We start from the raw sequence: 12,605 nt of genomic DNA, 5'->3' as shown, positions 1-12,605 counted from the left end.
TCCTATGGTAATAAATCCTTTATATTCACTGGTATGCTATGAGCACTATTTTTAGTGCTAGTATCTATTTGATTATATACTCCAGTCTTTTCATAAAAATTATAATTATGATATTTTCCAGTACCTAAAATAGAAAGATCATTTTTTTTATAAACTAAATCTTTTCTATTAAAGTCACTTAATTCAAAATCAGGAATTAACTGAATTGCAGCAGTTGGGCAAGCTTCTTCACATAATCCACAAAAAATACAACGTGAAAAATTAATTCTAAAAAATAATGGAAACCACCGACCAAATTTATTCTGCGATTTCTGCAAAGATATACAACTCACAGGACATACTACAGAACATAAATTACATGCTACACAGCGTTCTTTACCATCAGGATTTTTTGTTAAAACAATTCTTCCACGATATCTTGGAGAAAGATATACTGAATGATCAGGATATAATCTAGTTTCACGTTTTGCAAACATATGCTTCATAGTAAGGAAAATACTACGAATTTGAGTAAAAATTGCTAAAATAATATATTGAATACTCATGATATATACCTAAAAATTAAATTAATAATATAAAAAATGCTGTAAAAATTAAATTTAATAATGTTATGGGTAAACATATAATCCATCCAAAATACAAAATTTTATCATAACGAGGCCTTGGTAAAGATGCACGTAATAAAATAAAAAACATTATAAAAAATACAGTTTTTAAAAAAAACCATACATATCCAGAAAAAAATGGTCCATTCCAACCACCTAAAAACATAACTGTAATTATAGCAGAAACTACAATCAGGGATATATACTGTCCAATAAAAAACATACCAAATTTCATTCCTGAATATTCAATATGGTATCCATCTGCTAATTCCTGTTCGGACTCAGGTTGATCAAAGGGATGTCGATGACATAATGCTAAACCTGCAATAATAAAGGTTAAAAATCCAAAAAATTGCGGAATAATATTCCAAATATATTTTTGAGAGTTAACAATACAAATCAAATTAAAAGAATTTGCTCTGGCAATGACACCCATTAAAGAAAAACCTAAAAATACCTCATAACTTAAAGTTTGAGCAATAGCACGAACTGCACCTAGTAAAGCATATTTATTATTACTAGACCATCCAGCAAATAAAATTGAATATACCGAAACTGCAGACATAATTAAAAAAAATAATATACCGATGTTTAAATTAATAATATAAAAATTTTTATCGAACGGAATTGTAGCAATCACAAGTAAAGATGTAATAAATGCAATAACTGGAGCTATAATAAAAATAAATTTTCTACTAAACAAAGGTACCCAATCTTCTTTGAATAACATTTTAATCATATCAGCAATCAACTGTAATGATCCAAACCAACCTACCCGATTAGGTCCAAATCGATTTTGGAATAAACCTAATACTCTACGTTCGACAAAACTTAAAAAAGCACTACAAAAAATAATTAAAAATACAATCATAAAAGTTTTGCAAAATAAACTTAAAACATGAATGAAATTTACATGCATCATAGTATTTATATTACGCCTCTGATATTTTTTACTACACAACCTAATAAAACATGTGGAATATTAGGAAATCCTAATGGCAAACCTAATTGTTTTAAAGGTATTTTTGATGAAAATTGAATCGATAATTGAAATAATTGACCTAAACATTCAAATTCAATTTTTTGATTAAGCGCTAATCCTAATATTTTTTTATATTTATTATGAATAATAACATAGGCAGTAGAATAATTTTTACTAATAACATCAGAATATTGACTTAATTCTTCACTACCAAATAAAACATAATATGGTATAATTTTCCATTCATCGTTACGTGCATTTACATCATACCTTTCTATCAAATCATATTTCTTATTTAAATTATTTCTTTGAAATATATGAACACCAGAATTATAATGATCATTTTTAAATATATATTTATTCCAAGCATGTAACGAATTCCACCCCGGAGACCAAACAAATGGAATATATTCCATATCTTGATTAGGTTGCTGATTACCTTCCATAGAAAAAGCAAACATGGTATTTTCATCATTTTTTTGTTTCGGTTCATGAATATTTAATTCAGAAAATATTGCTGTTCTGCTACTTGCCCGATGAGATAATCGTGCAATTTTTTGATTTAAAATACGATATTTTTCGTTAGGAGCAACATTCAATACGCTTTTGAATATGATAATATGATTTATATAATCTTGAATAACATGATCCAATGTAATATCAATGTTATTGATATTATGTATCTTATAATATATTTTATATAACCAAAACCATGCTTCTAAAATACAAATGGTATTATCGTATACCATAGGGTTAAAAACTGAAAAAAATCTTTGCATTCTACTTTCATAATTAACAATAGTTCCTGAACTTTCCGAAAAATTAGTTGTAGGAAAAAATATAGTACTTTTTCGAGCAGTGGGAGTTAACACATGATCTAATACAATAATATTTTTTATTTTTTTTAAAATACAGTCCATATCTTTCTTTAATACATAACGATACAAGTCATTTTCTAAAATAACTAATGTATCAATTTGATCAGAAGAAATTTTATTCATCACATCTGTCATGGAAAAATCAGATATTAAACCCACACCAATACTATTGGAAGAAGCAGTGAGTAATATTAAACCAACATCTTTTTTTAGCGCTTGTAAGCCTTGTGCAATATTTGTTGATGAATGTATTAAATTTATACTGCCCGAATGTGTACCAGAAATAATTAAAGGTTTTTTACATGACAATAACGCTTTATAAATAATTTCAGTGTCATTCATAACATCTGCAGTAAGATTTTTAAATGAATGAGATACACCATAAATTTTATGAGCAAGAACTGTGGTAAATATTTCCTGATCTCGTATAGAAGCATAATGACTCATTGCTGAAATATTATCCAATTTTATTTCATGAGTGTGTACAATATAAATACACGTTTTTTTATTAGATATATTTAACATAGCGACATTATGCCATTTAGGAACATTATATTGCTGATAATTTTTACTCTGTTGAATTTTATTTAATTGTCTAATTGCTAGATCCAATCTTGGGGAAGTATGTGTAATATCTTCGCCTATAATTAATACAAGATCATAACTTTCTACTTCATATAATGTTGGAATATATAAACCACTATTTTCCAAAATATCAATAATTAATTTTACACATTTATGCTCATTATCTAACATACCACTAGAAAAATTTTCTTTCCCAACTAGTTTTCTTAATGCAAAATTATTTTCTAAACTAGATCGTATTGATCCAATACCCATAATACGATTTGTATTTTTTAATATATTTGATACTATATCAATTGAATCATTTTGATTTAAAATAATACATTTATTCTGAAATACTTGTATAGGATATTTTAATCTATATTTTGTATTAACATAATTATAACCAAAACGACCTAAATCACATAAAAAATAACGATTAATATGACTATGATATCTATTTTCTATTTTACTTACAATACCATATTTTTCTCCAACAATAATGTTGCATCCAATACTACAATGCTGACAAATACTTGGTGCATGTTGCAAATCCCATTTACGATTATAATTTTTGGATGATAATTTATCAGTAAAAACCCCAGTAGGACAAACTTCAATTAAATTACCTGAATGTTCACTATCTAAACATCCATCTTCAAATCGACCAAAATAGATGTTATTACTAGCACCATATACGCCAAAATCAGTACCTCCAGCATAATCCTTATAATAACGCACACATCTATAACATCCAATACATCTATTCATTTGATGTGATATAAAATGACCTAAATATTGATTTTTATGTATACGTTTATCAAAGGTATATCGTCGATTATGATGACCAGTTAAAACAGTCATGTCTTGTAAATGACAGTTTCCACCTTCTTCACATATCGGGCAATCATGTGGATGATTCGTCATTAGTAATTCTATAATTCCTTTCCTAAATTTATTTACTTCGGTGTCATGAGTTGTAATAATCATGTTATTCACTATAGGAGTAATACATGACATTATAATTCTCCCAGAGGAATCATTTAAATTATTATATTGTTTCACAGCACATAATCTACAAAAACCAACACTACCTAATTCAGGATGCCAACAGAAATATGGTATATCTATATTTAACGATAAACATGTTTGTAATAAATTATTTGCATGAGAAAAATTATATTTCTTTTTATTTATATAAATTATGGCCATAGTAATTAATTTCCAAAATAATATAAAATTTATCTTAGTAAAAATAAAATGCTATACCAAAACAATACTATAAAAATAATTCAAAAATACTGTTTGTTTTATTCCTGGTATCACTCATTTTTTGATTAATATTCATAATACATTTTTTAAAGTCTAACTGAAATAATTTTATTGCACTTTGTAACGGTTGAATTGCACCAGGAGCATGTGCACATAAAGTTTTTCCAGGACCTAATTGAAAGCACAAATCTTCTAAAATATCTAAATCATTTATTGTAGCAGAACCATTTTCAAAAGATTGTAGAATTTTTACGATCCAAGGTAAACCTTCTCGACATGGCGTACACAAACCACATGATTCACGAGCAAAAAACTTTTCTAAGTTTAAAACTAAAGAAACTATACTAACAGTATGATCTACAACCATTGCAACACCAGTCCCAAATCGACTACCAATGTTTGCAATACTTGAAAAATCCATTTTGACATCCAGTGTCTCAGGAAGTAAAAAATCTGTACTTGCACCTCCAGGTTGCCATGCCTTTAAAACAAATCCTTTTTTCATACCTCCTGCATAATCTTCTAATAGTTCCCTTGCACTGATTCCAAACGGAACTTCCCAAACTCCGGGATTATTTACTTGACCGGAAAAACCCATTAATTTTGTCCCTGTATCATCACTTAAAGAAATTTCCTTGTACCAACTCACTCCATTCAAAATAATCGATGGTATATTCGATAATGTTTCAACATTATTAACACAAGTTGGTTTACCCCATAATCCAATTAGCGCTGGAAATGGAGGTTTAATTCTTGGATTAGGTCGATTACCTTCCAATGAATTAATTAATGCAGTTTCTTCCCCGCAAATATATCTTCCAGCACCTGTATGTAAAACAATATCAAAATTGAAATTAGTACCTAAAATATTTTTACCTAAATATCCAAGTTTTCTAGCTTCCAGGATAGCACGTTTTAAATTATATGCAGCATCTATATATTCCCCTCTTAAAAAAATATATCCCATAGAAGCTTCTATAGCAAATCCAGCAATGATCATCCCTTCAAGTAATTGATGAGGCAATTTTTCAAGTAATAACCTATCTTTATAAGTTCCCGGTTCCATCTCATCAGCATTACATAAAAGATATCTTGCTTGATAATCTTTTTTTTGAGGCATTAGACTCCATTTAATACCAGTATAAAATCCCGCACCTCCTCGACCACGCAATTTAGATTCCGTAATCATTTGCACAACATCTTTTGGAATCATATTTTTTAACATTATATGTAGTGCTGAATACCCATTCTTTTTACAGTATTCAGATGCCCAAACTATATTTGAATATGATTGATTCAAACGCCATGTTAGGGGATGTGTTTCGGCAGTTCTAATATGTTTTTTCATTTACATTTCTCTAACAAAATTGGTATACACGTAGAATTAACATTAGAATATGTAATACTATTAATCATTAAAACAGGAGCTTTGTCGCAATTACCTAAACATGAAATAGGCAATAAAGTAAATTTGTGATCTATAGTCGTACATCCAGGTTTGATTTTTAAAATATCTTCTAAAATTAATTGTATCTTATTACATCCCATCATATAACAAACAACGCTATCACAGTATTTAATAATATTACGTCCAACTGGTTGACGGTATATTTGACTATAAAAAGTAGCTATTTCTTCCAACTGACTAACAGAAATACACAAAATCGCAGAAATTTCATACATTAACTGATCAGATATCCATCCCCGAGAATTTTGAACTATTTTTAATGCTTCAATAGATGCAGCTTTTTTATCTTCATAGTGTTTTGTTTCTTCTATAATTTTATATAACTCTATATCATTTAATTTATTATTTAACATATTAATTATTTTGAAAAGTTAATATTATTAAAACTATTACCGATCAACATCAGACATAACAAAATCAATACTACCTAAATACACAATTAAATCAGATATCAGGTTACCACGAATAACCGAAGGAATTTGTTGTAAATGCGGAAAACTTGGAGTACGAATTCGAGTACGATAACTCATCGTACTGCCATCACTAATCAAATAATAACTATTAATACCTTTTGTTGCTTCAATCATTTGAAAACTTTCATTCGCGGGAATTACTGGACCCCAAGAAACTTGTAAGAAATGTGTAATTAAAGTTTCTATATTTTGTAGCGTATCTTTTTTATTTGGAGGTGTAGTCAATGGATGATCAGCTTTAAACGATCCCTCAGGCATATGATTTAAACATTGTTTTAAAATAATCAAACTCTGTTGAATTTCTTCAATTTTTAGCATTACTCGAGTATAACAATCGCTAATACCATTACCTAAAGGTACTGAAAAATCAAAATTTTCATATCCAGAATATGGTCTTTTTTTTCTAACATCAAAATCAATCCCAGTGGCACGTAATCCAGTTCCAGTAACACCCCATTGTAAAGCATCTTTCTGATTATAACATGCAATACCTTTAGACCGTTGAATTAAAATACTATTCTTCAAAGCAGAATTAACATATTCATTTAATCGTTTTGGCATCCAATTCAAAAAACTTAATAATAAATTATGCCATCCAATGGGTAAATCACAAGCCAATCCACCAATTCTAAACCAAGCTGGATGCATCCTAGCACCGGTAATAGCCTCAATAATATCATATATTTTTTGTCTATCTGTAAATGCTAAAAAAACAGGTGTCATTGCTCCAACATCTTGAATAAAAGTTGAAATATATAATAAATGACTATTAATTCGAAATAATTCTGATAACATTACACGAATCACTTTCACCCTATCAGGAACAATAATACCAGCTAATTTTTCTACTGCTAATATATATGGCATTTCATTAACACATCCTCCTAAATATTCAATACGATCTGTGTATGGAATATAACTGTGCCATGATTGACGCTCTGCCATTTTTTCTGCACCCCGATGATGATAACCAATATCTGGCATACAATCTATAATTTTTTCTCCATCCAATTGTAAAATAATTCGAAAAGCTCCGTGTGCAGAAGGATGATTAGGACCAAGATTTAAAAACATAAATTCTGATTTTTTGTTTCTTAATTTCATACCCCAATCATTAGGATTAAATTCTAAAGCCTGCATAGAATCATCTTCCTTTAATGCATTTAAATAAAAAGGACTACACTCAGTGGCTCTAGCAGGATAATCTTTTCTTAAAGGATAACCTACCCATGTTTTTGGCATAATAATTCGTGTTAAATTTGGATGTTTATCAAAAACAATACCAAACATTTCCCATGTCTCTCTTTCATACCAATTCGCATTTGGAAAAATTTTTGTTATTGTAGAAATACTTAAATTCTTTTCTAATAATGGCACTTTAATGATAATATCTGTATTATTTTGAATAGAGATTAAATGATAAAAAACTGAGAAATCAGAAATAGGCATATCATTTCTATTTTTTCGTAACCGTTCATCTATTCCATGTAAATCAAATAACATATTGTACTGTTGAGTATTTTCTTTTAAAAATTTTACTACTAAAAGTATCATACTACGATCTACCCAAATAATTGGATGATCAAACAATGTGTTTTGTATAAAAAAATTATTATTTTTAAAATGCTTACATAACTCTGAAACAATAGTATTCATATTACTATAACTCTATATTAAAATTAAAAAATTTTTATAAAAATAAATCAAAAAAAAAAAAAAATAAATAACCATATACATATACAATTTGTTTAAAATTAAATATTCTCAGGATTGCGTAATTTTCCTATTTTTGATCGATCAGCATATTTTTTATCTTTTTGGGATTGCATATTAGCTTTATATACACCTTGTTCACCAACTATCCAGGATAATGGACGACGTTCTTTATCAATTGCATCTTGTAATAACATTAATCCTTGTATATAAGCTTCTGGTCTAGGCGGACATCCGGGAATATAAACATCTACTGGTAAAAATTTATCTACACCTTGCACAACAGAATAAATATCATACATACCTCCTGAATTAGCACAAGAACCCATAGAAATCACCCATTTAGGTTCCAACATTTGATCATATAATCTTTGTATAACCGGTACCATTTTAATAAAAGGTGTACCCGAAATGATCATAACATCGGACTGTCGAGGAGATGCCCGTAATACTTCAGCACCAAAACGAGCAATATCATGCACAGCAGTAAACGATGTAACCATTTCTACATAACAACACGATAATCCAAAATTATATGGCCATAAAGAATTTTTACGACTCCAATTAACTATTTTATGTATTAATTGTGTTAACTTTCCAGTGAATATATTATTCTCATTTTTTTTTAATGGATCATCTACAATTGTTTTCTTTTGACTAGGATACCTACTTAAACTAGTCATATCAATTTTTGTTAAAGTATACTTCATAATATTACCAATTTTATCCAAAGTAATAAAATTAAAACTATATGTTAAATAATATCATCATTGCAAGAATCCCAATTAAACACATTTTCTTTTAAAAGATAAAATAATGCTAAAAATATTGTAAAAATAAATAAAGATATTTCAAAAAAACCAAACCAACCAATATTTTTAATATTTATAATCCAGGTATATAAATATAACGATTCAACATCAAAAATTACAAAAAATACTCCTAATAAATAAAATTTAATCACCCATCTTACATTTGCATCACCATATGAATTAATACCTGACTCAAATGGAATATTTTTCCCTCTAGAAACACCACGCTGACCTAATAACCAACCACCTAGTAACATCATACCACACATTATTAACACACATACAACAAATAAAAAAAAATTATAATTTTCAACAGACAATGTTTAATATCCTTATATAAATTATTCAAACATATTTAATATTATATAATATATAAATAATACAATTTATAATATATATAAATACTTTATACCATCATATATAACATTTTATATTGATAAATTACATACTATAAAAAGGTTATAAGAATATAAATTACTGAAATTATAAAAAAATACTTGATGAAATACAAGAAAGACCATATTTAAATTAATAACAAATATAAATATCTTCATTGCATGCAGAAGAAAAATAAGTATAGAAATATTTTTATGAAAATTCATCTCAACTCATAACTTAAAATTCACACATAAAAAATGGAAAAGTATAATTATGGGAAAAATTATAGGTATAGATCTAGGTACTACAAATTCTTGTATTGCAATTATTGATGGAAAAAAAGCTAAAGTATTAGAAAATTCTGAAGGTGATCGTACTACACCATCTGTCATTGCATATACTCAAGACGGAGAAATTTTAGTAGGACAACCAGCAAAAAGACAGGCAATAACTAATCCAAAAAATACACTATTTGCAATTAAAAGATTAATTGGTAGAAAATTCCAAGATACAGAAGTACAAAAAGACATTAAAATTATGCCATATGAAATCATAAATTCTGAAAATGGTGATGCATGGATTAATATCAAAGGCCAACGTATGGCACCACCACAAATCTCTGCTGAAGTACTTAAAAAAATGAAAAAAACAGCAGAAAATTATCTAGGCGAAAGAATTACAGAAGCAGTAATTACTGTACCAGCATATTTTAATGATGCACAAAGACAGGCTACAAAAGATGCCGGAAAAATTGCTGGATTAGAAGTAAAACGTATTATTAATGAACCTACCGCTGCAGCATTGGCTTATGGTTTAGATAAAAGTCCGGGAAATAGAATAGTTGCTGTATATGACTTAGGAGGGGGAACATTTGATATTTCAATCATAGAAATAGATAATGTAGATCAGGAAAAAACATTTGAAGTACTCGCAACTAATGGCGATACTCATTTAGGAGGAGAAGATTTCGACAGTAGACTCATTAATTACCTAGTAGAAGAATTTAAAAAAGAACAAAATATAGATTTAAGAAATGATCCGCTAGCAATGCAAAGATTAAAAGAAGCAGCAGAAAAAGTAAAAATTGAATTATCTTCTGCACAACACAGTGATGTTAATTTGCCTTACATTACAGCCGATGCAAATGGTCCAAAACATTTAAACCTTAAAATTACACGCTCTAAATTAGAATCATTAGTAGAAGATCTAATTACAAAATCAATTACTCCAGTACAAACTGCTCTAAAAGATGCTAAATTATCTATATCGGATATAAATGATGTTATTTTAGTAGGTGGACAAACACGTATGCCATTAGTACAAGAAAAAGTAGGAAAATTTTTTGGAAAAAAACCAAGACAGGATGTCAATCCAGATGAAGCAGTGGCTCTCGGTGCTGCAGTACAAGGAGGTGTATTATCCGGAGATGTCAAAGACGTATTATTATTAGATGTTACACCATTATCCCTAGGTATTGAAACAATGGGTGGTATTATGACACCACTAATTAAAAAAAATACAACAATCCCAACAAAACATAGTCAAATATTTTCAACAGCAGAAGATAATCAATCTGCAGTAACTATACACATCCTGCAAGGAGAAAGAAAAAAATCTATAGATAATAAATCACTAGGACAATTCAATTTAGATGGTATTGAACCCGCACCTCGAGGTATGCCGCAAATAGAAGTAACATTCGATATTGATGCCGACGGCATATTACATGTTTCTGCAAAAGATAAAAAAACTGGAAAAGAACAAAAAATTACTATCCGGGCATCATCAGGATTAAATGAAGAAGAAATAAAAAAAATGATATCAGATGCAGAGATTAATTCTGAAGCCGATAGACAATTCGAAGAATTAATTAAAGTAAAAAATCAAGGTGATCAAATTGTACATAGTACAAAAAAACAATTAGAAGAATCAAAAAATCAACTCACTACAGAAGAATACGATAAAATAAAAAAACAAATTGATGAATTAGAAAATATAATGAAACAAGATGATAAAAACCTAATAGAAAAAAAAATACAAGAATTAATGCAATCATCTTCTAAATTAATGGAATTAATACAAAAAAATCAACAATCTCAAAATACAAATCAAAAAACAAATCAGAAAACAGATAATGCTGTTGATGCAGAATATGAAGAAGTTAAAGAACCTAAAAAATAAATACTCAAAAACAAAAATCTATAACTTATACGGACGTATATAAAAATTATTACGTCCGTTATGAGATTTAGTGATATTTAGGAAAATATGCATGATAAAAAAAGATTATTATCAAACATTGGGCATCTCTAAGTCAGCTAACGATCGTGAAATAAAAAAAGCATATAAAAAATTGGCTATGAAATATCATCCAGATCGTAATCAAGGTGATAAAAACTCAGAAAAGAAATTTAAAGAAATCAAAGAAGCATACGAGGTTCTTATAGACCCACAAAAAAGAACAACATATGATCAACATGGACATTCTGCTTTTGATCAAGGAGGAGGATATTCAAACTATTCATCTTTTGATCCAAATTTTTCTAATAATACCGATTTTAGTGATATATTTGGAGACGTCTTTGGTGACATATTTGGCACCCAAAAAAAAAAACGAGCTAAAAAAGGTGCAGATTTGCAATATAATTTAGAATTAAGTTTAGAAGAAGCTGTACGTGGATTAAATAAGACAATATCAATTACTACATTTCAAACATGTTCTCCCTGTTTTGGAACTGGTTCTCAGTCAAAAGAACATACACACAAATGCCAAACATGTAATGGTAGTGGGCAAATACATCTTCGACAAGGTTTTTTTTCTGTTCAACAAACTTGTTCAACTTGTCAAGGAGCAGGCGAAATTATATCTAATCCATGCTTATACTGTAAAGGTACTGGAAGAATCAAAAAAGAAAAAAAAATATTAGTAAAAATCCCACCAGGAGTAGATAATCAAGATAAAATCAAATTAAAAAATGAAGGAGAGGCTGGGAAAAATAACGCTAATGCAGGTGATTTATATATAAAGATTTTTGTAAAAAAACACCCATTCTTTCAAAGAAAAGAAAATAATTTATATTGTACAATTCCAATTAATATTTGTATTGCAACACTAGGAGGAGAAATACAAATACCAACTTTAGAAGGAAAAATAAATATTAAAATACCACCTGAAACACAATCAGGTAAATTATTTAGAATTAGACATAAAGGTGTAACTTCTATTCGTACATATCAAACAGGAGATTTATTGTGTCAAATAATGGTAGAAACTCCTATCAATTTAAACCAACACCAAAAAAAATTATTTAAAGAACTGCAAAATAGTCTAAATGAAAATAATACTGAAAAAAACAACCAAAAATCAAAAAAATTTTTTGAAGGAGTAAAAAAATTTTTTGATGATTTGACAGGATGAATTTTTTATAGTATTGCTTCATTTTTAATAAAAATAATTTTA

The 12,605-nt window shown here is 28.3% G+C and carries 10 protein-coding genes; 2 read left to right on the top strand and 8 right to left on the bottom strand.

The features are described from left to right. Nucleotides 1-2 precede the first annotated feature (2 nt). The 8 genes from nuoI to ndhC form a co-directional block, all read right to left on the bottom strand. Nucleotides 3-545, bottom strand: coding sequence for an NADH-quinone oxidoreductase subunit NuoI (nuoI, locus tag D9V78_RS00570; RefSeq protein ID WP_158350400.1), 543 nt, complete (start codon nt 543-545; stop codon nt 3-5). A 16-nt stretch (nt 546-561) separates the two neighbouring features. Continuing rightward, entirely contained in the window at nt 562-1,527 is a 966-nt protein-coding gene (gene nuoH / locus D9V78_RS00565; protein ID WP_158350398.1) for an NADH-quinone oxidoreductase subunit NuoH, read from the bottom strand. Between the two features lie 5 nt (nt 1,528-1,532). Further along, nucleotides 1,533-4,241: an NADH-quinone oxidoreductase subunit NuoG gene (gene nuoG / locus D9V78_RS00560; protein ID WP_158350396.1), complete on the bottom strand. Its 2,709-nt coding sequence runs from the start codon at nt 4,239-4,241 to the stop codon at nt 1,533-1,535. A gap of 67 nt (nt 4,242-4,308) precedes the next feature. Further along, the gene (gene nuoF, locus D9V78_RS00555; RefSeq protein WP_158350394.1) at nt 4,309-5,649 is read right to left on the bottom strand and encodes an NADH-quinone oxidoreductase subunit NuoF; all 1,341 of its coding nucleotides are present in this window, start codon (nt 5,647-5,649) and stop codon (nt 4,309-4,311) included. Continuing rightward, nucleotides 5,646-6,122, bottom strand: coding sequence for an NADH-quinone oxidoreductase subunit NuoE (gene nuoE, locus D9V78_RS00550; protein ID WP_158350392.1), 477 nt, complete (start codon nt 6,120-6,122; stop codon nt 5,646-5,648). The genes nuoF and nuoE overlap by 4 nt, the downstream gene beginning before the upstream one ends. 36 nt (nt 6,123-6,158) lie before the next feature. Further along, complete coding sequence (gene nuoC, locus D9V78_RS00545; RefSeq protein ID WP_158350390.1) at nt 6,159-7,898, bottom strand: NADH-quinone oxidoreductase subunit C/D; 1,740 nt, start codon at nt 7,896-7,898, stop codon at nt 6,159-6,161. Between the two features lie 98 nt (nt 7,899-7,996). Continuing rightward, nucleotides 7,997-8,665 (bottom strand): NADH-quinone oxidoreductase subunit B, encoded by a 669-nt coding sequence (locus tag D9V78_RS00540; RefSeq protein ID WP_158350388.1) that lies wholly within the window; start codon nt 8,663-8,665, stop codon nt 7,997-7,999. Between the two features lie 44 nt (nt 8,666-8,709). Beyond that, a complete protein-coding gene (ndhC, locus tag D9V78_RS00535) occupies nt 8,710-9,036 on the bottom strand; it encodes an NADH-quinone oxidoreductase subunit A (RefSeq protein WP_261978907.1) in 327 nt (108 codons plus the stop codon). Nucleotides 9,037-9,418: 382 nt separating this feature from the next. Here ndhC and dnaK point away from each other — a divergent pair, with 382 nt between their 5' ends. Together dnaK and dnaJ are read left to right on the top strand one after the other, a co-directional pair. Next, entirely contained in the window at nt 9,419-11,326 is a 1,908-nt protein-coding gene (gene dnaK / locus D9V78_RS00530; protein WP_158350384.1) for a molecular chaperone DnaK, read from the top strand. Between the two features lie 91 nt (nt 11,327-11,417). Continuing rightward, complete coding sequence (gene dnaJ / locus D9V78_RS00525) at nt 11,418-12,563, top strand: molecular chaperone DnaJ (protein ID WP_158350382.1); 1,146 nt, start codon at nt 11,418-11,420, stop codon at nt 12,561-12,563. The last annotated feature ends 42 nt before the right edge of the window (nt 12,564-12,605 follow it).

Origin of the sequence: Buchnera aphidicola (Sarucallis kahawaluokalani) (assembly GCF_005080725.1) — a bacterium.
GTDB classification, from domain to species: domain Bacteria; phylum Pseudomonadota; class Gammaproteobacteria; order Enterobacterales; family Enterobacteriaceae; genus Buchnera_L; species Buchnera_L aphidicola_AF.
Note: the sequence above shows the minus strand (reverse complement) of the source record. Positions and strands in the feature narration are given on the sequence as shown.

Bases quoted from the DNA above. Each gene is read 5' to 3' on its own strand.
- ndhC (WP_261978907.1), bottom strand. From the start codon at position 9,036: ATGTGTGGTATGATGTTACTAGGTGGTTGGTTATTAGGTCAGCGTGGT.
- nuoI (WP_158350400.1), bottom strand. From the start codon at position 545: ATGAGTATTCAATATATTATTTTAGCAATTTTTACTCAAATTCGTAGT.
- nuoC (WP_158350390.1), bottom strand. From the start codon at position 7,898: ATGAATACTATTGTTTCAGAGTTATGTAAGCATTTTAAAAATAATAAT.
- dnaJ (WP_158350382.1), top strand. From the start codon at position 11,418: ATGATAAAAAAAGATTATTATCAAACATTGGGCATCTCTAAGTCAGCT.
- nuoH (WP_158350398.1), bottom strand. From the start codon at position 1,527: ATGATGCATGTAAATTTCATTCATGTTTTAAGTTTATTTTGCAAAACT.
- dnaK (WP_158350384.1), top strand. From the start codon at position 9,419: ATGGGAAAAATTATAGGTATAGATCTAGGTACTACAAATTCTTGTATT.
- nuoG (WP_158350396.1), bottom strand. From the start codon at position 4,241: ATGGCCATAATTTATATAAATAAAAAGAAATATAATTTTTCTCATGCA.
- nuoF (WP_158350394.1), bottom strand. From the start codon at position 5,649: ATGAAAAAACATATTAGAACTGCCGAAACACATCCCCTAACATGGCGT.
- nuoE (WP_158350392.1), bottom strand. From the start codon at position 6,122: ATGTTAAATAATAAATTAAATGATATAGAGTTATATAAAATTATAGAA.
- D9V78_RS00540 (WP_158350388.1), bottom strand. From the start codon at position 8,665: ATGAAGTATACTTTAACAAAAATTGATATGACTAGTTTAAGTAGGTAT.